Source organism: Ferviditalea candida, assembly GCF_035282765.1.
GTDB classification, from domain to species: Bacteria; Bacillota; Bacilli; order Paenibacillales; family KCTC-25726; genus Ferviditalea; species Ferviditalea candida.
The window spans coordinates 48,869-70,092 of sequence record NZ_JAYJLD010000011.1 but is presented as its reverse complement, the minus strand read 5'-3'; the positions used below and the strand labels follow the sequence as shown (position 1 = coordinate 70,092).

At 50.8% G+C, this 21,224-nt stretch carries 16 protein-coding genes; 13 read left to right on the top strand and 3 right to left on the bottom strand.

Going from position 1 to position 21,224, the window contains the following annotated elements:
• The first annotated feature begins 198 nt into the window (after window positions 1–198).
• On the top strand, window positions 199–1,521 hold the full coding sequence (locus tag VF724_RS09615; RefSeq protein ID WP_371754028.1) for an Nramp family divalent metal transporter: 1,323 nt from the start codon (window positions 199–201) through the stop codon (window positions 1,519–1,521).
• A gap of 313 nt (window positions 1,522–1,834) precedes the next feature.
• Window positions 1,835–2,998: a GGDEF domain-containing protein gene (locus VF724_RS09610; protein WP_371754027.1), complete on the top strand. Its 1,164-nt coding sequence runs from the start codon at window positions 1,835–1,837 to the stop codon at window positions 2,996–2,998.
• 1 nt (window position 2,999) lies between these two features.
• Here the strand turns inward: VF724_RS09610 and VF724_RS09605 are convergent, their stop codons facing one another.
• Complete coding sequence (locus VF724_RS09605) at window positions 3,000–3,953, bottom strand: DMT family transporter (protein WP_371754026.1); 954 nt, start codon at window positions 3,951–3,953, stop codon at window positions 3,000–3,002.
• Between the two features lie 238 nt (window positions 3,954–4,191).
• Here VF724_RS09605 and VF724_RS09600 point away from each other — a divergent pair, with 238 nt between their 5' ends.
• The 4 genes from VF724_RS09600 (at window position 4,192) to VF724_RS09585 (ending at window position 11,223) form a co-directional block, all read left to right on the top strand.
• Window positions 4,192–6,135 carry a putative bifunctional diguanylate cyclase/phosphodiesterase gene (locus VF724_RS09600; RefSeq protein ID WP_371754025.1) on the top strand — a complete coding sequence of 648 codons (1,944 nt, stop codon included), beginning with the start codon at window positions 4,192–4,194 and terminating at the stop codon, window positions 6,133–6,135.
• 540 nt (window positions 6,136–6,675) lie between these two features.
• Window positions 6,676–7,452 carry an RHS repeat domain-containing protein gene (locus tag VF724_RS09595; protein WP_371754024.1) on the top strand — a complete coding sequence of 259 codons (777 nt, stop codon included), beginning with the start codon at window positions 6,676–6,678 and terminating at the stop codon, window positions 7,450–7,452.
• Window positions 7,453–7,877: 425 nt separating this feature from the next.
• Window positions 7,878–8,888 carry a 2-oxoacid:acceptor oxidoreductase family protein gene (locus tag VF724_RS09590; protein WP_371754023.1) on the top strand — a complete coding sequence of 337 codons (1,011 nt, stop codon included), beginning with the start codon at window positions 7,878–7,880 and terminating at the stop codon, window positions 8,886–8,888.
• Between the two features lie 28 nt (window positions 8,889–8,916).
• Complete coding sequence (locus tag VF724_RS09585; protein WP_371754022.1) at window positions 8,917–11,223, top strand: thiamine pyrophosphate-dependent enzyme; 2,307 nt, start codon at window positions 8,917–8,919, stop codon at window positions 11,221–11,223.
• Window positions 11,224–11,339: 116 nt separating this feature from the next.
• Here the strand turns inward: VF724_RS09585 and VF724_RS09580 are convergent, their stop codons facing one another.
• Window positions 11,340–11,978: a thiamine diphosphokinase gene (locus VF724_RS09580; RefSeq protein WP_371754021.1), complete on the bottom strand. Its 639-nt coding sequence runs from the start codon at window positions 11,976–11,978 to the stop codon at window positions 11,340–11,342.
• 446 nt (window positions 11,979–12,424) lie between these two features.
• On the opposite strand from VF724_RS09580, the gene VF724_RS09575 reads away from it, so the two are divergent.
• Window positions 12,425–13,372, top strand: coding sequence for an aldo/keto reductase family protein (locus VF724_RS09575; RefSeq protein WP_371754020.1), 948 nt, complete (start codon window positions 12,425–12,427; stop codon window positions 13,370–13,372).
• A 12-nt stretch (window positions 13,373–13,384) separates the two neighbouring features.
• Window positions 13,385–14,215, top strand: coding sequence for a lipoate--protein ligase family protein (locus VF724_RS09570; RefSeq protein ID WP_371754019.1), 831 nt, complete (start codon window positions 13,385–13,387; stop codon window positions 14,213–14,215).
• 88 nt (window positions 14,216–14,303) lie between these two features.
• Here the strand turns inward: VF724_RS09570 and VF724_RS09565 are convergent, their stop codons facing one another.
• Window positions 14,304–15,047, bottom strand: a complete 744-nt coding sequence (locus VF724_RS09565) for an alpha/beta hydrolase (RefSeq protein ID WP_371754018.1) — start codon at window positions 15,045–15,047, stop codon at window positions 14,304–14,306.
• A gap of 222 nt (window positions 15,048–15,269) precedes the next feature.
• Here VF724_RS09565 and pdhA point away from each other — a divergent pair, with 222 nt between their 5' ends.
• From pdhA to larE, 5 genes are all read left to right on the top strand, one after another.
• Complete coding sequence (gene pdhA / locus VF724_RS09560; protein ID WP_371754017.1) at window positions 15,270–16,370, top strand: pyruvate dehydrogenase (acetyl-transferring) E1 component subunit alpha; 1,101 nt, start codon at window positions 15,270–15,272, stop codon at window positions 16,368–16,370.
• A 3-nt stretch (window positions 16,371–16,373) separates the two neighbouring features.
• Window positions 16,374–17,354, top strand: coding sequence for an alpha-ketoacid dehydrogenase subunit beta (locus VF724_RS09555; protein ID WP_371754016.1), 981 nt, complete (start codon window positions 16,374–16,376; stop codon window positions 17,352–17,354).
• 96 nt (window positions 17,355–17,450) lie between these two features.
• A complete protein-coding gene (locus VF724_RS09550) occupies window positions 17,451–18,815 on the top strand; it encodes a dihydrolipoamide acetyltransferase family protein (protein WP_371754015.1) in 1,365 nt (454 codons plus the stop codon).
• A gap of 3 nt (window positions 18,816–18,818) precedes the next feature.
• A complete protein-coding gene (gene lpdA / locus VF724_RS09545) occupies window positions 18,819–20,231 on the top strand; it encodes a dihydrolipoyl dehydrogenase (RefSeq protein WP_371754014.1) in 1,413 nt (470 codons plus the stop codon).
• A 58-nt stretch (window positions 20,232–20,289) separates the two neighbouring features.
• On the top strand, window positions 20,290–21,123 hold the full coding sequence (gene larE, locus VF724_RS09540; protein ID WP_371754013.1) for an ATP-dependent sacrificial sulfur transferase LarE: 834 nt from the start codon (window positions 20,290–20,292) through the stop codon (window positions 21,121–21,123).
• Window positions 21,124–21,224 lie beyond the last annotated feature (101 nt).

Genomic DNA, 21,224 nt, shown 5'->3' with positions numbered 1-21,224 from the left:
TCAGGCGAAGGAAAGCGGCGGCATTTTCATAAATATACCATGTTTGCAGAATGGGTTAAATATTAGTTCACATTTATAGAGGAGTGTCATATAATAATAAAAAACAAAAGTTTACCTAGGGAAAAAAAAAGTCCTTTGGGAAAAAAATTGTCCTCCGTCTAATTGACCAGGAATGATATGGGAGAAAGGATAAGATATATGGAAATATCAGGTGTTCCGCATCCGACGGAAACGAAATTGTTGAGGCGCAGTAAAGGAAATGCTAGGACAGAACAAGCCGCACGCGAAGCGATTGCGGGTAAACGCAAAGGCATCCGGGCGATGCTGCCGTTTGTTGGGCCTGCATTTATTGCTTCGATCGCTTACGTCGATCCGGGGAATTTCGCAACCAATATTGAAAGCGGGGCCCAGTTCGGTTATAGAATGCTGTGGGTGGTCGTCTTGGCGAATGTGATGGCGATGCTTTTGCAGAATTTGTCCGCCAAGCTGGGGATTGCCACAGGCAAAAATTTGCCGGAAATGTGCAGGGAGCATTTTCCCAAATGGTTGTCCTATTTGATGTGGGGCTTCTCCGAAGTTGCGGCAATGGCAACGGATTTGGCCGAATTTCTCGGAGCTTCGCTGGCCTTGCATTTATTGTTCGGGTTACCGATGCTGTCGGCAACCTTGGTTACAGGGGTTGTCACATATTTGATTCTCATGATGGAGCGTTTGGGCTTCCGCCCGATGGAGAAGTTCATAGCCGCGTTTGCTCTGTTTATCGGAGCCAGTTATTTGATTGAAACCGTGCTGTCTCGGCCCGATTTGTCACAGATCGTTTACCACAGTGTAGTCCCGTGGATCGGCAACAAAGACAGCATTCTGCTGGCGGTAGGAGTTATCGGGGCAACCGTTATGCCGCACGCGATCTATCTGCATTCCAGCTTGACGCAAAATCGTGTACGGCCCCGAAGCGACGAAGAGGCCTTCAAGATTCATCGATTCAGCACTCGGGAAGTGGTCATCGCCATGGGATTCGCCGGTTTCATCAATATCGCCATGATGTATATGGCAGCGGCAGTATTTCACGACACCGGCCACGCTCAAGTAGCTGATATCCAGTCGGCCTACCAAACCTTGACTCCGCTGCTTGGATCGGCGGCGGCTACCGTATTCCTGCTTTCACTCCTGGCCTCCGGCGTGTCCAGTTCTGTCGTCGGGACGATGGCGGGTCAGGTGATCATGCAAGGGTTTGTAGGGTTCTCTATCCCGATGTGGCTGCGAAGGGTTCTGACCATGCTGCCTACCGTGATTATTGTGGCGCTTGGCACGGATCCGACCATGACGCTTGTCATCAGTCAGGTTGTGCTCAGTTTGGTGCTTCCGGCTCCGATTCTCGCGCTGATTTACTTTACAAAACGCAAGGACCTTATGGGAGTATTGGTGAATAAACCTTGGATCACGTGGGCGTCCATCTTGGTTGGAGCGATTATTCTGTTATTGAATGTTTGGCTGATTTATCAAATTGTGGCGGAAATTTAAAGCGTCTCGTTTGCCCCGCAAGGGGCTTTTTTACCGCATAAGAATTTATTTTATTAATTTCCGGAACTGGGAAAGCTAATTCTTATCGGCATTAGAACCGCCCCTCTGGCGCGGCCGTTCATCATTGAATTGGCCGCGATAGAGGTTTTTTATGTTGTGCAGAGAATCTCATGTCGAGCAGAACCAACAAAATTCCGTGAAAATTGACAAAAACCCACAGAAATTTTAAGCAGCCGGAAATAAAGATTGAGCAGACAGACGCTTTCGGGATATAATTTTTACAAGAAATTGGATCTTGAAGGGGCGGGGAAAAATGTCGAAATCTGAACATCGTGAAAAACTCGGGGGGATCCTGATCGGAAAACCTCAAGGGTTCACTCCCTTGGATTGGGATCGGATGGTCCTGGTGAATTTGCCGAAACGATTTTATTTGGCCGCAATTTTTTTGGCTCTTGCTTTTGTTGTTGATGTGTCGTGGTTTACGGAGGACAATTGGATCCTCATTGCCGGGGTTCGTGCAGCGATGGTGTTCGGCGCGCTGTTGATGGGATGGATCGGCCGCAGCTTCCGAAATTACTTTGGGGCGGAAATACTAATCTTATCCGGATCTCTGATACAGGTATTCTTCATGTCGGTATTGGCTTGGACGGAAGGGACATACAATTTATACATAACAGGCGTTTATCAGGTACTCGCATTTGTCATCTTATTTCTTCCGATTCGTCCATTCGTGTTCGGAACGCTGGTGTTCGCGGTCGGGGCCTACTGGTTCGGGATCGTTCCGGTCTTATTCCGGATCTCCGAAGATGCGGGGATCCTGATCGGCCATGCGGCAGGCTTCGCAACCTATGCCATTATGCTGGTTGCGGGCAATATGCTGTTCATTCGTTTGCGAATGACGGACGTGATCCATAGGAAATCATTGGAGGATGAAGCGGGAAGATTTGAAGAACAAACGTCCAAGGACGATCTGACCGGGGCATTCAATTACCGGATGTTTCAGAACATTCTCCCGAAATTGGTTGATTCCGCCATTGAACAAAAAAGTCTCCTTTGCCTCTGCTTGATTGACCTGGACGATTTCAAACAAATCAACGACCGGTTCGGCCATGCCACAGGCAATCGGGTGCTGCGTTCCGTCGTACACCGGTTATCTTCTTATATCCGCGAAGGAGACTATTTATTCAGGATCGGCGGGGACGAATTCGCCATTGTTTTCAACCGCATGCCCCGGGATAAAGCGGAATTGATCGGACGCCGCATTGCCGATTCATTGGGCGGTATTGAGGAATTGACGCAGCAGGGACTGCCGCCGATTCGCTGCAGTATGGGAATTGCTTACCAAACGGTCGGCAGCAGGGATTGGAAGATGCTGTTTAATGCGGCTGAGCGCGCATTATACAAGGCCAAGGAGGAGAAGCACGGCCAAAATCAGATCAATATATCCGGCGATTCTCCAGTCATTTTTCCTCAATAACTTAAATATCTAACGGTGTTGTCTTCTTTTCCGGGAATTCGCTCTTCAACGGCTGTGAATGAGCACGGCGATCTGTGCGTGTCGTGACATATACGCCTAACAGAATCAGGAAAGCTCCTGCAAAGTGGAAAAAGGCAAGGTGTTCGCCGGTGAAGAGGATCGCGAAAATGGCGCTGAACAGCGGAATCAGATTCAAAAAGTTCGCGCTTCGGGAAGGCCCGATGATGGCAACGGCTTTGTTCCAGCTAAGAAAGGCGACAATCGACGCGAAGATGCCGATATAAAGGATTCCTACGATGGTCGCTGTCCAGGAATGGGGGGGCAGCGGTTTTTGGATGGTCAGTTCAAACATGGCGATCGGAAAGAGGACGATTACGGTGATGATGACTGTCAAAGCCAGCAGTGCATTCGGCGGAAGCTGTCCCGCGATTTTTTTGACCCCGATGGAGTAAGCGGCCCATAACGCCACTGCCAGAATCATCCACAAATCTCCGCGATTAAAATCGAGTTGGGTCAGTGCGGCCCAGGAGCCGCGTGTAATGATCCAAAGCACTCCCGCCATGGAAATCAGAATGCCGATCCCCCGCCGAACGGAAAATTTTTCGCCGAGAAAAATCATCGAAAGCACGACAATGATGATCGGAGCCGCTGAATTCATCAGCGCGGCGTTAATCGACCCCGTATATTGCACGGCAACATAGGTAAACGTATTGAAGCCCGTCACTCCGGTGAGGGCTAGAAAAACAACCGTTTTCCAGTGCTTCAGAAATAATTTGCGCTGCTGCCAAATTTGTTTTCCAAACAAAGGGAGTGTAATCATCAAGGCTACCGTCCAACGAAGAAGCGCTAGGACAATCGGGGGAATCTCGGTGACGAGCACCTTCCCCATTACAAAATTGCCGCCCCACAAACAGGTCGCGATCACTAGCAGCAGATAAGGGGATTTTCGATCCATTATATAGGGCTCCTTCCCAGAAATAAACATCGTTATTATTATACGTTGCTCTGAAGGAACTTTCTATATGAAATTATATGCTGCGAAACCGCTCTGAAACCGTAGAAATATAGCAATTTGTTCGAAAAGCAGCCGATGAAAATAAAGGAATTTGCAGGCCGGTGTCGAAAAACATATATGATTAAAGCACCTGTTATGAAATCTTGCATAACCGGCAATGAAGGGGGGAACTAAAAGCGTGAACGCCGTCCCGACGTCCTTCGAACATTCCAGGGAAAAATCGGTTTATTTGAGAATAACAGTCGTGTACATGATTGTCGGGTTTCTGTTGGTGATTGCGTCGGACTTTCTTGCGGGGAAGATCTGGGGAGAACGCTTTCTTGCCGCGGAAATAATAAAGGGGCTTTTTTATATTTTAATTACGGGTTCGCTGCTCGGCTTGGTCATGCGACGGTACATGCGAAGGCTTTGGAAGTCGAGGGAAGCGCTGCGAGGCAGTGAAGAGAAGTTTCGGAGCTTGTTTCAGACTGCGAATGACGGGATCGTGATTATTGAGTTGAATGAAGCGGGCCAATATCGGGGAACGCTTGATGTCAATGAAGTGATGTGCAAGCAGTTGGGATACAGCCGGGCGGAGCTGCTGTCATTTCAGTCGGAGCAATTCGCCGAATTGTCCGAGGATAAACAAATGCAGATCATCGAGTTATGGAGAAGTTTGAACGGAAATGATGGCTGCACTTTTGAATGGAACGTCACGGGGAAGGATAATACGGAACTCCAATATGAAGTCAGCGCGAAGCCTTTCACATTTGGCAGGACCAGAGCTTTCCTGGCTATTTTCAGGGAAATTACGGAACGCAAACGCTCCGAGCAGCTGATCAAAAGGATGGCTTATTCGGATCATCTAACGGGTTTGCCCAATCAAAGAATGCTGGAAAAGCATTTCAACGCCGCTGTGGTCAAGACGAATGCGGTTAACCGGAAGCTGGCCTTATTGGTGCTGGATATCGACCGTTTCAGGAGCATCAACGACGCGATGGGCAGAACCTTTGGCGATCAATTGCTTCAGCATGTGGCCTCAAGGATAATGAGCATTGTCCGTGAAGGGGATGTGCTCAGCCGAATGGACGGGGATGACTTCAAGTTGCTGCTGCAGGATATAGATGAATTGGAGGATGTTTCGGAGTTCGCGCGTCAATTAAGCGAGTTGTTTGAAGAGGAATTCTTCATCCAGGACAATGAAATTCATATAACGGTACATATCGGGGTTTCCGTCTACCCCGGTCACGGCGAGGACCTGGAGTCGCTGCTGCGAAATGCCAATTTTGCGATGTACCGGGCTCAGGAGAACAGAAGCAAATTCCAAATTTATGATCCGCTCATGAATCCGCTGTCGGACGATTTGCTGATTATCGAAAGTGATTTGAAAAGAGCGGTCGTCCAGAAACAGTTCGAGCTGCACTATCAGCCTCAGGTAAATATGCAATCGGGTCGGATTACCGGCATCGAAGCGCTGATTCGCTGGAACCATCCGGAGAAAGGTTTGATCGCTCCGTCTCAATTCATACCATTGGCAGAGGAAACCGGGATGATCATTCCGATCGGCGAGTGGGTACTGAAGGAGGCTTGCCGCCAGATTCAAATTTGGAAGGAAGCCGGAATCGATCCGGTTCCGGTGTCCGTCAATTTATCGCTTCGCCAATTTTTGCAGCCGAACATTGTGGAATCGGTGATGAGGGAGCTGCGTGAGCATGATATTCCGCCTGAAATGCTGGTGTTGGAAATCACCGAGAGCGTGACGATGAACCTGGAGAAGGCCGCCACCTTATTGGAAAGCTTCAAGCAAAACGGAATCAAGGTTAATCTGGATGACTTTGGCACCGGGTACAGCTCGATGATTCATTTGAAGCGGTTTCCGTTGGATAAGCTGAAAATCGACAAATCTTTTACACGCGATATAATGTCGGACAAATATGATGCGAGTATTGTGTCGAGCATCATTTCATTGGCTCACAACCTGGGACTCAAAGTGATCGCTGAAGGAGTGGAAAATGAAGATCAGCTTAATTTCCTGCTCACCCACAATTGCGACGAAATTCAAGGTTATTTCTTCAGTCCTCCGCTGCCTTCGATCTCCTTTGGCGATCTTTTGAAGCAGTATCAGAACAGCTATGTGAATTAACGGGCAAAAAATGCGGAATTCCTTTACCGCTCAATCACCAAGCGGATCATGTGGTCGTTTTATCCGTTTGGAGGCCGATGCCATGCCCCAATGATTAACGGTAAATAGAATTCATATGGAATCATTTTTTATGCGGAAATGCAAAACCGGAGGTGCGTACTCCGGTTTTTTTGGGGAAAATTTACGAAAAAAAATCGAAACATAGATGATTATGTCGACCAAATCCCATGTAATCCTGTTCATAGGTCGAATTGTTCTTATACCAGTACGATCCGGCCGGCAATCTATTGAAGCAGTCCGGATCGGGCGGCACGATCGAATTTACGTATTACGACAACAATCAGGTAAAAAGCGCAACCTATGATAACGGCGACCAGGTTGTCTACGAATATGACGACAACGGCGATCTGAGCGCGGAGACCATCAACGGCCAACGCATGGAATACGTGCGGGACGCCAGCGGCCGGGCTTTGAGCTTCAAGGACCCCCAAGGCTACGAGTACGGGCTCTCAATACGACAACGACGGCTACGTCACGCACATGGCATTCCCGAACGGCACCTCGACCGAGACGGTGTTTCGTCCGGACCATACGATTCAAAGCCGGACGACGCAAGGACCGAACGGCGAACCGCTGGTTGCGGCGGGGTATGAGCACAACGCGCGGGATTTCGTCACGAAGGCCGACGAGAACGGACGGGTGTCGGAATTCGGCTATGACGCGCGCGAGCAGCTGAACCGGGTGACCACGCCGGCAGGCGATGTCATCCTCTATGAATACGACGCCTCCGGCAACCGCACCGTGCGCAAAGCGATCATTCAGGGCGCGGAGTCGAACAGTCAGGAAACCATCGACATCGAGCAGTTCATGGAGATGATCCTGGCGGCGATGAACGGCAAAGCCGGCAAAGGCAATGGGAACGGCAACGGCAACAACGGCAAGGGAGTCGGTTCTTGCGGCGGCTCGACCGGCACAGATAATGCGCTGGAGCGCGGCCAGGGCAAAAAGCTCAGCTTGCACAAGAAGCTGCAGGACCAGTGGGCCGGACAATTGCAGCCCGGCCAGCTTCAGCCCGGCAACATCGAGCACATCCTGGCCGTCATCGACAACATCGTCAACGGCGAAGTGAACCTGCCGCCGGGCGAGCACGAGCCCCTGTTCAAGCTGGTTCGCGAAGTTGGCGCCGGATACACGATCGTCGGCACGACCTGGACGTACAATTCCAAGAACGAAATTGCCACCCGTTCCAACTTGATTCGTCTTGAGGACTATGCATACACGTATGACCAAGACGGCAACCTGCTCAGTAACAAATGAAAAAAGTCAATCATGATGGTATCTGACCATAATCAACCTGTTCAATTTATCGGTATTACCGGGGCTGCCGGGGAAGTCATCGGGCTAGAAAGAGATTAATTCTTCGCAAATCTGTTATATTACAATAGTAATACTGTTATAAGTCATGCATTGGCTTTGTTAAGACCTTTATAAATGAGTTATAATGGCATTTAAGGGCATATTACCGCGTGATTTCAGAGGTTTTGAAGCGGACGCGAGTTGTGCTGATTCCTATTTTAAGATAAAATAAACATTTGTTGTTGCTATAATATTTGATTGCTGTTATTATAGACTTTAGAATATTTTGTGACAATTACAATCCGTTTATTATCTCTTTGAATTCATTTATAAATCGATGCAGCCGGATGATAGTGTGGCAACGAAAGTGAAAGGGGAAGATGGGCGTGTCTATTCTGCCGAAAAAGAATGAATTGGGATTTTTTGAAATCCGTTTGGAGTCGATTGGAGGGCTGGGGGCCAATCTTGCGGGGAAAATGCTGGCCGAGGCGGGTGTCGTCGGGGTCGGACTGAACGGCGTCAGCTTCTCTTCATACGGTTCGGAGAAGAAAGGTTCACCGGTAAAAGCACATATTCGATTCTGCGATGATGATGCGAACATACGCGATACTACACCGATCGAAAAACCTCATGTAATCGGTATTTTTCATGAAAACCTTGCCAAGACAATCAACGTGATCAGCGGCATGTACGAGGACAGCATCGTTCTGGTCAACTCTTCAAAAACGCCGGAACAATTGAAAGAAAAGCTGCATCTGGTTGCGGGGACGATCGCCGTTATAGACGCCACGGGTATTGCCCTTGAGGAAAAGAACCGGGTCAACATGGCAATGCTTGGGGGCCTGTTCCGTCTTATGAGTTTTCTTGACCCGCAAATCATGAGGGATGTTATCCGCAATTCACTGATTAAAAAATACCCGCAATCGGTCGAACCTGCATTAAGAACGTTCGACAGGGGTTACTCCGAGGTTGCTTTCCAAACCTTTAAGCTGCCCGCAGGCGCGCATATGCCCGGATACGTGCGTCAGGATACGCCGGTACTCGGATACATGACACAGCCGATCGGCGGACTGATCACCAATCCCGGCAACAGCGTCCTGAAGGATTTGAGCATTTCGCGTTCGGGGTTGATGCCTCATTTTGACGATGAAAAATGCATCCACTGTGCGGCTTGCGACAATGTATGCCCGGATTTTTGCTTCGTATGGGATGAGCTTCCCGATAAAAAAGGACGTCCGCAGATGTTTCTGCAGGGGATAGATTACCAATATTGCAAAGGTTGTTTGAAATGCGTCACGGCTTGCCCGACGCAGGCGCTGACGCAAGCGCGCGAATATGATGACGGCTATGCCGAGGAACACCGGGTGCCGCAGCGTCTCAGGTTTGCGGTTCAATAACACGTGAAGTGGAAAGGAAGGTATAACGATGGCGATTGAAATCAAGAAAGAGATAGGCCTTGGCAAAGTCCAGCAGAGAGTCGTCTATGAATCCGGCAACGAAATGGCCGCCTATGCGGCCCACCAGATAAATTATCATATTATGGGTTATTTCCCGATCTCTCCGTCCACCGAGGTGGCTCAGTTCCTGGATTTGATGAAAGCGAACGGCCAGCATGACATCAAGCTGATTCCGGCTGACGGCGAACACGGTTCCGCCGGTGTGTGCTATGGCGCTTCGACAGCGGGCGGCCGGGTATTTAACGCAACAAGCGCCAACGGCTATCTGTACATGCTTGAACAAATGCCGGTTCAATCGGGAACCCGTTTTCCAATGGTCCTGAACTTGGTTAACCGCTCCGTCTCCGGTCCGCTGGATATTCATGGGGATCATTCCGATTTGTACTATGCATTGAATACCGGATGGCCCATTCTGATGGCTCGAGATCCGCAAGCCGTCTATGATATGAATATTATGGCCATTAAATTGGCAGAAGATGCAAAGGTTCGTCTTCCCGTTATGGTATCCTTCGACGGATATTTTACTTCCCACCAGAAGCGAAAGGTTTGGACAATTGCCCAAAGGGAAGATGTGTTCGCATTTATCGGCGAGCATCCGCCGGAAGGATTCCCGCATGTATTGGACCGCAATAATCCGATCACGGTCGGACCGTATATGAACGAGCCAGACTACATCAACAACTGCTATCAGCAGTCCGTAGCGATGTACAACGCGGGTGAAGTTTTCGACCGGATCCGCAAGGAGTATGCCGAACTGACCGGCCGCGATTATCCGATACTTGACCTGTACCGGATGGAGGATGCGGAGGTAGCGGTATTCTTGCTCAATTCCGCTTCGGAAATTATCAAGGATGTCGTCGATCAGCTGCGCGAGAAGGGGATTAAAGCGGGTTCGATTTCGCCTAACATGATCCGTCCGTTCCCGCAGAAGGAAATCGCCGAGGCCTTGAAGAACGTCAAAGCGATCACGGTGGGAGATCGTGCGGATTCTTACGGCGGACACGGCGGCAACATGGTAAATGAAATTAAGGCGGCCCTGTTTACTCACGGAAACCGCAGCACGCAAGTGATCAGCCGGATTTACGGGCTTGGCGGCAAAGACTTCTACGCGGAAGACGGCCTGCATTTCTTCGAGCTGGCCATCGAAGCCGCAGCCAAAGGCAGAGTGGAAGTGCCGTTTGATTATTACGGTCACACGCCGGGGGATCCGGACAAGGCTCCGAAACGCGTGCTCGAACCGATGAAATATGAGGATCTGAAGACGGGGCTGATTACCGTAACGCCGGATGAAGAAACCGGCAAGCTTAAAGTCAAGGTCCCGCCGCTTCGCGCACTGACCAAAAAACCCAAAAGAATCGCCTCCGGACACGGGGCGTGTCCCGGCTGCGGAATCTTCTCGGGCTTGGAGCTGTTCTTCAAAGGAATCGAAGGCGATATTGTAGCTCTGTTCCACACGGGATGCGCAATGGTAGTCACAACGGGCTATCCGTATTCCGCCCATAAAGCGACTTACATTCACAACCTGTTCCAGAACGGCGCGGCCACCTTGTCCGGTGTCGTCGAGATGTTCTGGGAGCGTAAACGGCGCGGCGAGCTCGATCATCTCGGATTGCAGGACGATTTCACCTTCGTGATGATTACCGGCGACGGCGGTATGGACATCGGTATGGGACCGGCCATCGGCGCTGCGCTTCGCAACCATAAGATGATTATTGTTGAGTATGATAATGAAGGATATATGAATACAGGCGCCCAACTGTCCTATTCCACGCCGAAGGGCCATCGGACGTCTACCTCGAACGTCGGCAAGTATCAAGGCGGCAAGCTGTTCCACCATAAAGATACGGCGCAGATCATGGCTGCGACCAATATTCCCTACGTCTTTACCGGATCTGAAGCTTTTCCGCAGGATTTGGTGAAGAAGGCTGCCAAAGCACAGTGGTATGCGCAAAATGAAGGGCTGGTCTACGGCAAAATCCTGATCACCTGCCCGTTGAACTGGCTGTCCGAGGAAAGGGACGGAACGAACATCATCGATCATGCTGTCGAGTCCTGTTTCTTCCCGCTGTATGAGATCGAAAGGGGAGTAACGACGATCACATATAATCCGGAAGAAAAGGGCAAGCGTATACCGGTTGGCGAGTGGCTGAAGATGATGGGCAAAACAAGGCATTTGTTGAAGCCGGAATATGCTGAAGCGCTGCAGGATTTTCAACATGAAGTCGATCGCCGCTGGAACAAGCTGAAAGCCAAGCATGAACACCCGGATCTATAATTTCGTATAAACAATCAGGGGCTGTCTCACAAGTCGAATGACTCGGAGACAGCCCCCTTTCCGCAATCAATTTGATTTCGGCTTGGAGTCAAATTCTGTTTCCGGAACGGATCGGATCAATCCATGCTTCGGATGACCAGAAGAAGCCCGGTTTCGATAGAGATTCTGGCTTTTTCACCTATTACGACATTGCTGATGCCCAGAGAATCACCCGAGGTTAAAGTGGCTTTGTGCAGAGGATAGCGGAAGCCTTCCAAGGTTATCCCGGTCACTTGATGAGTAAAAGGAAGCAAGGAAACGTGCGTATATCTTCCTTTGTCGATCTCCGTTTCATGGTCGATTAGACGAATGTCGTTCGTTTCGTCGACGATTGTGCATGGAATGGCCCGCTGATAGCATTTGTAGAGCAGATGGAGATTTGCGAGCGAGTGGTCAAAGCGCGTGCCGATGGCCCCGAGCAGTTTAATTTCCGACGGACACATTTGCACGGCGTGGTTCATAGCCAATTCCGTATCCGTCCAGTCCTTCATGACGGGATCGAAGGAAAGGAACGTTTTGCTGCTTTGGCGAATGATCTCTAATTCGTATTCGGCGACAGAGTCGAAATCGCCGAGCGAAAAATCGGGCTGCAACCCGTTTTCCGCGAGAAAGAAGGCACCCCGATCCGCGCCGATGAGGATATCGCCCTGCTTGATTTCGTCAAGGGCCCATTTGCCCAGTCGTCCCCCGGAAAATATCAAAACCCGTTTAGTCATATTTGATTCTCCCTCAAGGATGATGTTGGCGACAAGAAATAAAAGGATTAAAAATATTGTATCTGTAACAACATGCGTAAGCAAGCGAACGGGAAGGGGGAGTCGGATTATGACCGGCTTAGTAATCCGTAAATGAATAATCCCCGTACGGCGCAGGTGTGTACGGGGATTTGCCCGCTTATATTGAAAGAGGAGGTTTTCAGTATGGCGGCTTGGAGCTGGCCTGCAGGTGCTGTAAGTCTTTACTTCTCAAATGCGGATGGATCAGCGCCTCCTCTCGTCTTGAGATATAATATCTTATTCCGTTGGATAGAAGAGTGAATAGATTAATAGAGTATAGGATTTGCGGATTTTGAAATCTTTGAAAAATGACGGAAACATTCTATAATGAAGTGTGGAACGTGCTGGAAATAATGAAGAAGGATTACAAGGAGGATGATAAATCCATGAAGTACAGAAGATTGGGAAGAAGCGGATTGAAGGTAAGCGAGATCGGTTTGGGGAGCTGGCTGACCTACGGAAAATCCGTGGAGAAGGATATGGCGTTCAAGACGATTGACCAAGCTTACGAATCGGGCATCAACTTTTTTGATACAGCCAATGTATATGCGCGCGGTGAAGCTGAAAAAATCGTGGGTGAAGCGCTTCGGAGATATCCTAGAGAATCTTATGTACTTGCATCGAAAGTATTCTGGCCGATGGGTGAAGGGCCTAATGACAGAGGATTGTCCAGAAAGCATGTGTTCGAACAGGCTCACGCGACATTGAAGCGGCTGGGACTGGATTACATAGACCTCTACTATTGCCATCGCTACGATCCCGAAACGCCCGTTGACGAAACCTTGCGCACGCTTGAAGATTTGGTTCGTCAGGGAAAAGTGTTATACGTTGGGGTCAGCGAATGGACGGCCGAGCAAATCCGGGAAGCCCTCCAGGTGGCGGATCGCTATCTGCTGGATCGGATCGTCGTCAACCAACCGAAATACAATATGCTGAACCGTTATATTGAACAAGAAGTGATTCCGGTCAGCGAAAAAAATGGGATCAGCCAAGTGGTTTATTCGCCTTTGGCTGAGGGGATCTTGACGGGCAAATATAAGCGGGGCACGGATATACCCAATGACAGCCGGGCGGCCGATCCCAATTCAAATGTATTCATCCGCAGCATGCTGAATGATGAAATTTTGGCGAAGGTGGAGCAGCTTGAGGGGGTGTCGACGGAAATGGGCGTTAAACTGAGCCAATTGGCATTGGCTTGGATATTGCGGCAGCCGAATGTGGCCAGCGCGCTGATAGGCGCCAGCAAAGCGGGTCAAGTCGCGGAAAACGTTCAGGCCATCGATATTCAATTGACGGAGGATATGCTTGAACGGATCGGGGCCATTCTGGGATAGGCATATAAAAAGATGAAAAGATTGATTCAGTTCCCGCTGCTTCATATCGTGGATGTTGCGGAAACCTGTTTGACGGGAGATGTGCTGGAGCCTTTAGCGTTTGATGAATGGTACTGCCGGCGGGCAGGCATGGGATCCCCCCCGCTGATTCATTTCTGGAGGCATAAGAAGGCAATGGTCTTGGGTTTGCGGGACCGCAGGCTGCCGCAGGCTGCTGATGCGGTGGAGCACTTGAGGAAACAAGGCTGCGCAGTGGCTGTCCGCAATTCCGGAGGGGCTGCGGTACCTCTTGATGAAGGGGTTTTGAACGTCTCTGTGATACTCCCCGGATCGGCAGCCGGCAGAAATTTTCGCGCAGATTTTTCCCTGCTTGCGGAATGGATTGAACAAGCGCTGCGCCTGTTGGCCGGCGATGTTCGCATTCAGGTCGGTGAAGTCCAAGGGGCCTACTGCCCAGGGGATTTTGATTTGAGCGTCGGAGGACGAAAATTTTGCGGAATCGCGCAAAGACGGCAGATCGACGCCTTCATTCTGCAGGCCTTTATCGTTACGGATGGTCAGGGCGCGGAACGAGCCGAGCAGGTGCGTCAATTTTATCGGATCGCCTCCGGCGGACTGCCGCCTGACGAGCGGTTCCCCTATCCGCTCATTCACCCGGACAGGACGGCCAGCTTGCGGGAGGCGCTGGGGGAATGCTCTGTAGAATCCTTGGTAGCGGCTTTGAAAAAAATGCTGCCTGAACGGTTTCTACAGCTGCCGCCCCCTTATCAAGACGGTCCTCTTTCCAACGAGCTCCGGCAAATGGCTGATACGATGAGAGAGCGTTACGATAAAGATCGTTAAGAATGAGTCGGAAATACAATTAAACATGAATGCCTTTGAACGCCGGTTCCGGAATTGGACCCCGGCGTTTTTTTGCGTGCTTGGCCGCCTATAACGTATAGGCGGATTTGAAGAAGAATCGGAATGCGGCGGGCAGCTCATTTTGCCAAAAACCCCAAATGTGTTTTCCGTTTTTTTCAACATACTCGATCCGCGCGTTCCGCTCCTTCAGCAAACGAGAAGCTTCCCGGTTAGCCGCCAATAAATCGAAATTGCCCCGTTTGGTGACGACGTTATGCTCCTCTAATCCGATCAGCATATACAGAGTGAGCCAGGAGAGCTCGCTTTCCCGGGCTATCCGGCTCCGGGTACTTTCCAGGAAGGCGCCGGATAAAGAAAGCAGTTTGTGAAATTTGTCGGGAAAGTCGAGGGCCAGATGCAGAGAAACCGTGCCGCCCAATGAGTCTCCGGCCAGGATGCGTTCCACAGGGGATGGTCGCGCCGGAAAACGGCTTTCGACATAGGGAAGGAGCTCATTGACGAAAAACTGTTTGTAGGCGTCAAAACGCGGACCCGACGGATCATATTCCGACCAGCGGATTCTTTTGTCCACATCAACGCCGACAATGATCATAGGATCAAGCCCCTCGTCAAGAATCAGCTGAGTGGCATGAGTGGCGATTCGTCCGAGTCTGAAGAAATCGTCGCCGTCCTGGCAGTAGATCACGGGATAGGAGACATATTCATCATATCCCGGCGGCAAAAACACTTTAACGACGCGATCTTCTGCGAGGGCTTGGGAGTTGATCCGCTCCCTGACAATCATGCGCTTGTAATACCGGGAATTGTTCATTGATGAAACCACCCTTTTTAGGCAAAAATAACGTTCATCATTATTTATTGACATATGGATGGATCTTTTGCAAACTGTAGCACATAATTTAAATAACTGTTATATATATTTGAAATTAATAAATTACTTTAAATTGACGATTATATAAAGTTTTTAATTATATAACAGTAAATATATATTGTAAAACAGTGATTCATAATACACTATTGAGGTGAAGCAAAGATGACGAGAATCGCGGAAAAACCGAACATGCATGCCGCCCGGATGGAAGCTGTAAAGCCTCTTTCTGTCCTTGACGTTAACGGCAATGTTGCTTCCGAGGTGGAAATGCCCCAATTGAATAACAACCAACTTAGAGAAATCATGAGGAAAATGGTGTTTACCCGCATTTGGGATCAACGGGCGATCAGCTTGGGGCGTCAGGGGAGATTGGGGTTTTATGCGCCGGTATCCGGACAGGAAGCATCGATGATCGGCAGCCAATCAGCGCTTGACAAAGAAGACTTCATTCTGCCCGGCTATCGGGATATCCCGCAAATTGTATGGCACGGGCTCCCCCTGTATCAAGCCTTCTTGTACTCCAGAGGGCATCAGCATGGGGGGCAAATACCGGCAGGGGTTAATGTCCTGATCCCGCAAATCATCATCGGTGCGCAAATCGTGCAAACGGTTGGCGTGGCGATGGGTTTAAAGAAGCGTGGCAAAAACAATGTGGCGATCACCTTCACCGGTGACGGCGGAAGCTCACAGGGGGATTTTTACGAGGGCCTGAATTTTGCCGGCGCCTTCAAGCTTCCGGCGATCTTCGTCGTGCAGAACAACGGGTACGCCATCAGCGTACCGCGCCATAAACAAACCACTGCGGAAACGATTGCCCAAAAGTCTTTGGCAGCAGGGATTGCCGGTGTCCAGGTAGACGGCATGGATGTGCTGGCCGTATATAAAGCGGTCGCCGATGCCCGGGAGCGGGCAATCAACGGCGGGGGACCCACCCTAATCGAAACGTTGACCTATCGGTTCGGACCACATTCGCTTTCCGGCGATGACCCGACAAGGTACCGCAGCCAGACGGAATCGGGCGAGTGGGAGCCGAAGGATCCGTTGATCCGCTTCCGCAAATTTTTGGAAAAGAAAAATTTGTGGAATGAAGCGGATGAAAACCGGGTGATCGAGGAAGCGAAAGATGCGGTAACCGACGCGATTAAAAAAGCGGAGAGCATCGAAAAAATGACGATTCCGCAGATGATCGATTCCATGTACGAAAATACACCGCCGTATTTGCAGGAACAAATGAAACAATTTTCAGCATGGGAGGGGAAATGATCGATGGCCCAAATGACCATGATCCAAGCGATTACCGACGCCATGAGGGTCGAGCTCGCGAAGGATGAGAATGTGCTGATATTCGGTGAGGATGTCGGGCATTACGGAGGGGTATTTCGCGCGACCGAAGGCTTGCAGAAGGAGTTTGGAGAAGACCGGGTATTTGATACGCCGTTGGCCGAATCGGGAATCGGCGGCTTGGCGGTCGGTCTCGGCCTGCAGGGGTTTCGGCCGGTGGCTGAAATTCAATTCAGCGGCTTTATGTTCGAGGCGATGGATTCGATTTGCGGCCAATCGGCGCGCATGCGGATCCGGTCGGGGGGGCGCTTTAACAGTCCGATTGTGTTCCGTTCCCCTTACGGGGTCGGAGTCAAGGCGGCGGAATACCATACTGATAATCTTGAAGGTCTGCTCGTTCAAACTCCGGGCTTGAAGGTTGTGATTCCTTCAAATCCGTACGATGCCAAAGGGCTGTTGATCTCGGCCATCCGCGACAATGATCCGGTATTTTTTCTAGAGCACATGAAATTGTACCGATCGTTCCGCCAGGAGGTGCCGGAAGGGGAGTACACGGTACCGCTCGGCAAAGCGAATGTGGTGCGTGAAGGTAATGATCTTACGGTTATTGCGTATGGGGCGATGGTGCAAACCTCATTAAAGGCGGCGGAGGAAATCGAAAAAGCCAGAGGGGTCAAAGCGGAAGTGATCGATCTGCGGACGCTGTCTCCTTTGGATACCGATACGATTGTGGAATCCGTGAAGAAGACGAACCGGGCCGTTGTCGTTCAGGAGGCCCAGCAATCCGCCGGCATTGCCGCGGAAGTGATTGCGCGTTTGAATGAACGGGCGATTCTGCATCTTGAGGCGCCCGTTCTGCGAATTGCTTCACCGGATATTTCCTTCACGTTTCCGAGTGTGGAAGATCAATGGGTTCCGAATCCGCAGCGGGTTGTTGAGGGCATGAACAGGGTGCTTGACTTTTAAGTGCTATCTTGAAAATTCACTTCTGATGCCATGAGAATGCATGGGACGTCGTCTAAATTGAAGGGTCTTACTTGGAGATTGAAGGAGGTTGATAGCGTGGGAATAGTTGAATTTAGGCTCCCTGACGTTGGTGAAGGCATGCACGAAGGAGAGATTGTGAAATGGCATATTCAAGCGGGCGAACGGATTGAAGAGGATCAGGTCATTCTCGAGGTGCAGAACGATAAAGCCGTAGTGGAGCTTCCCTCGCCGGTGAATGGCAGCGTGAAGGAAATCAAGGCGGAGGAAGGAACGGTCGCGACAGTAGGGGATCTGCTTGCCGTCTTTGAGGTGACGGGTGAAACGCCTTCGGTAAAATCGGAAGGAGCGCCGCCTGCAGCCGAGAATCAAACCGGACTAACAGAGCGTGAGGAATCGGCCGCAGCAGCCGGTGTGAAAGAGCCGGGCCGAAGCAAGCAGAAGTCGGTTGATGAGGCCGTACGCTCCTCCAATGATCCGGTCCGAAAGGCTTCAATCGAGAACCGAAGGAAGGTACTGGCAACTCCCAGCGTGCGTAAGCTGGCCAGAGAGAAGGGCATAGACATCACGCTGGTGCAAGGAACGGGAAGGCATGGACAGGTCACGCGGGAAGATCTCTTGGCCTTCGAGCCCGGTCAAGCAAAAGCGGAAACGAAAGTCTCCGCTGCAACGGATGAAGCGGCATCCCCGAAACCGAAACCTGAGACTCCACCGGTTGCGGCTGCCCCTGCGACGGGGGAAGAGGCGGAAGAACGCATGCCGCTCAAAGGGATCCGCAAAGCGATTGCGCATGCGATGTCCAAATCGGCATTTACCGCACCGCACGTGACGGTCATGGATGAAGCGGATGTCAGCCAATTGGTCGAATTCCGCAAAAAAATGAAGCCGCTGGCGGAGAACAGAGGCATCAGGCTGACGTATTTGCCGTTTGTGGTCAAGGCGCTCACAGCAGCGGCCAAGCAGTTTCCGGCACTGAATGCCGCCCTCGATGAAGAGAATAATGAAATTGTCTTTAAAAAGTATTATCATATAGGTATTGCAACCGACACGGATAAAGGGTTGATCGTCCCCGTCATCCGTCATGCGGACCGGAAAAGCATCTGGGCTCTCGCTTCGGAAATAAGTGAATTGGCGCAGCGCGGCCGGGACGGAAAGCTGACAGCCAATGAAATGAAGGGCAGCACGATTTCAATCACCAACATCGGTTCGGCAGGAGGCTTATTCTTCACTCCGATCATCAACTATCCCGAAGTGGCCATTCTGGGAACGGGCCGTGTTTCCGAAAAGCCGATTGTCCGTGGAGGTCAGGTTGAAGCGGGTCAAGTCATGGCTCTGTCGCTCAGCTTTGACCACCGGATCATCGACGGAGCCACCGCGCAATATGCGATGAACTATATCAAACAGCTTCTCGCAGATCCGCAGCTTTTTATCATGGAGGTGTGAGCGTTGGTCGTAGGTGAATTTACGAACGAAGTCGATGTATTGGTTATCGGATCGGGACCTGGCGGCTATGTTGCGGCAATTCGTGCCGCTCAACTGGGAAAATCCGTTACCGTGGTCGACAAAGGAACGATCGGCGGCGTTTGCTTAAACGTCGGCTGCATTCCCTCCAAAGCGCTGATTTCGGCTGCGCATCAATACGAGCAGATGAAAAGCGGAGCGGAGATCGGGATTTACGCGGACAACGTAAGCGTGGATTTCGGTAAAGTCCAGGATTGGAAAAATGGAATTGTCAAAAAGCTTACCAGCGGCGTAGGGAGTCTGTTCAAAGGAAACAACATTCAGCTTGTCAACGGAGAAGCCTTTTTTACGGCGAAGAATGAGGTCAGGGTCGTGAACGGATTCGAGGGCAGCCGTTACAAATTCGAGCACTGTATCATTGCTTCAGGCTCTCGGCCGATTGAATTAAAGGCTTTTCCTTACGGGGGGAGAATTCTCTCCTCCACTGAAGCGTTGGCGCTGGCGGAAATCCCCAAAAGGCTTATTGTCATCGGCGGGGGCTATATCGGTATTGAGCTTGGACAGACATTTGCGAAGTTCGGATCGCTGGTGACGATTCTTGAGGGCTCGGATGCCATTCTTCCGGGGTTTGAGGCGGAGGCGACGCGGTTGGTGCGGCGTGCCCTGAAGAAGAATGCGGTAGAGATCGTCACCCAAGCCATGGCCCGCGAAGCGAGACAAACGGATGCGGACGTAACCGTGACGTTCACGGTCGGTGAAGAGGAACGGAGCGTCACCGCGGATTATGTGCTGGTGACGGTAGGCAGACGGCCGAATACGAACGATATCGGGTTGGAGGTTGCCAATATCCAATTGGATGACCGGGGTTATGCAATCGTCGATCGGCAATGCCGGACCAATATCCCGAACGTCTATGCGATTGGCGATATCGTGCCCGGTCCGGCGCTGGCGCACAAAGCTTCCTATGAAGGGAAAGTTGCCGCAGAGGCAATTGCCGGACTTCCGAGCGCCGTTGATTACAAAGCGATTCCGGCAGTGGTATTCTCCGACCCGGAAATGGCAAGTGTCGGTTTAACCGAGACAGAAGCCAAAGAGAAAGGATACCGGACGGTTTCCGGGAAATTCCCCTATGCGGCAAACGGCCGCGCCTTGTCGCTTCATGCGGGGGACGGTTTTGTGAAAATTGTGGCCGATGGGGACAATCAGCTTGTTCTGGGTGCGCTGGCGGTTGGTCCGGAAGCGTCCAACCTGATTGCCGAGCTTGGCTTGGCCATTGAGATGGGCGCCGTTCTGGAAGACATTGCGCTGACCATTCATGCCCACCCGACCTTGGGCGAAATGGTGATGGAAGCGGCGGAAGGCGCGCTGGGTCGGTCGATCCATCAGATCAATAAATAATATCGTGCTCTTTCATAAGGAATAGAGCGGCAAATTGGTTACAAGGAGGCGGAGCAAGATGGCTGATATGGAACAAAAATACAATCATCTCGGAGAGATTCTGCGTTCATTGAATAAAGTGGTGGTTGCATTTTCAGGAGGGGTGGACAGCACCTTTTTGCTGAAAGCGGCAATCGATTTTCTCGGTCGGGATCGTGTATTGGCCATTACCGCTGATTCCGAAACGTATCCGGAACGTGAAAGACTGGAGGCGATTGCGCTGGCCCAGTCCCTGAATGCGCCGCACGAAGTGATTCATACCAGCGAATTGAACATTCCCGGCTATGCCGAAAACCCGTCAAACCGCTGCTACTTTTGCAAAAATGAGTTGTTTTCCCATTTGCAGCCTATTGCCGAGCTGAAAGGTTATGATCACGTTATCTTCGGAGCCATTGCCGACGATTTGGGGGAGCATCGCCCGGGGCTGCAGGCGGCACATGACCGCGGGGTCCGGGCTCCGCTGATGGAAGCGGGTATTACCAAAGCGGAAATTCGCCATCTATCCAGAGGCATGGGCTTAAAAACATGGGATAAGCCGTCTTTTGCCTGCTTGTCTTCACGAATTCCTTATGGGGAAAAGATCACTCAGGATAAGCTGTCGATGATTGATCAGGCGGAGCAATTTCTCATGCAGCTCGGATTTCGTCAAGTTCGGGTACGTCAGCATGACCGATTGGCAAGAATCGAAGTCGTTCCCCAACAATTGGCCGAATTGATCGCCGTAGCGGAAACGGTTGACGCCAAACTGCGGGAGATCGGCTACGCTTATGTCAGCCTTGATCTGCGGGGCTACCGATCGGGGAGCTTGAATGAAGTATTATCCGTACAGGCTCTTGGAGAACGCGCGATCTAATGAACAGCCAAAATCATGCCGATCGATTCATCCTATGCGAAAATTCCGCTCGGTCAATAAAACGTAAAAACAAGAAGCCGTCCGTATGATTGGAGGGCTTC

What these genes read in the sequence shown, in the direction of transcription:
- VF724_RS09565 (WP_371754018.1), bottom strand. Translation starts at nt 15,047, where the DNA reads ATGAACAATTCCCGGTATTACAAGCGCATGATTGTCAGGGAGCGGATC.
- VF724_RS09575 (WP_371754020.1), top strand. Translation starts at nt 12,425, where the DNA reads ATGAAGTACAGAAGATTGGGAAGAAGCGGATTGAAGGTAAGCGAGATC.
- larE (WP_371754013.1), top strand. Translation starts at nt 20,290, where the DNA reads ATGGCTGATATGGAACAAAAATACAATCATCTCGGAGAGATTCTGCGT.
- VF724_RS09595 (WP_371754024.1), top strand. Translation starts at nt 6,676, where the DNA reads ATGGCATTCCCGAACGGCACCTCGACCGAGACGGTGTTTCGTCCGGAC.
- VF724_RS09585 (WP_371754022.1), top strand. Translation starts at nt 8,917, where the DNA reads ATGGCGATTGAAATCAAGAAAGAGATAGGCCTTGGCAAAGTCCAGCAG.
- VF724_RS09555 (WP_371754016.1), top strand. Translation starts at nt 16,374, where the DNA reads ATGGCCCAAATGACCATGATCCAAGCGATTACCGACGCCATGAGGGTC.
- VF724_RS09610 (WP_371754027.1), top strand. Translation starts at nt 1,835, where the DNA reads ATGTCGAAATCTGAACATCGTGAAAAACTCGGGGGGATCCTGATCGGA.
- VF724_RS09615 (WP_371754028.1), top strand. Translation starts at nt 199, where the DNA reads ATGGAAATATCAGGTGTTCCGCATCCGACGGAAACGAAATTGTTGAGG.
- pdhA (WP_371754017.1), top strand. Translation starts at nt 15,270, where the DNA reads ATGACGAGAATCGCGGAAAAACCGAACATGCATGCCGCCCGGATGGAA.
- VF724_RS09580 (WP_371754021.1), bottom strand. Translation starts at nt 11,978, where the DNA reads ATGACTAAACGGGTTTTGATATTTTCCGGGGGACGACTGGGCAAATGG.
- VF724_RS09605 (WP_371754026.1), bottom strand. Translation starts at nt 3,953, where the DNA reads ATGGATCGAAAATCCCCTTATCTGCTGCTAGTGATCGCGACCTGTTTG.
- VF724_RS09570 (WP_371754019.1), top strand. Translation starts at nt 13,385, where the DNA reads ATGAAAAGATTGATTCAGTTCCCGCTGCTTCATATCGTGGATGTTGCG.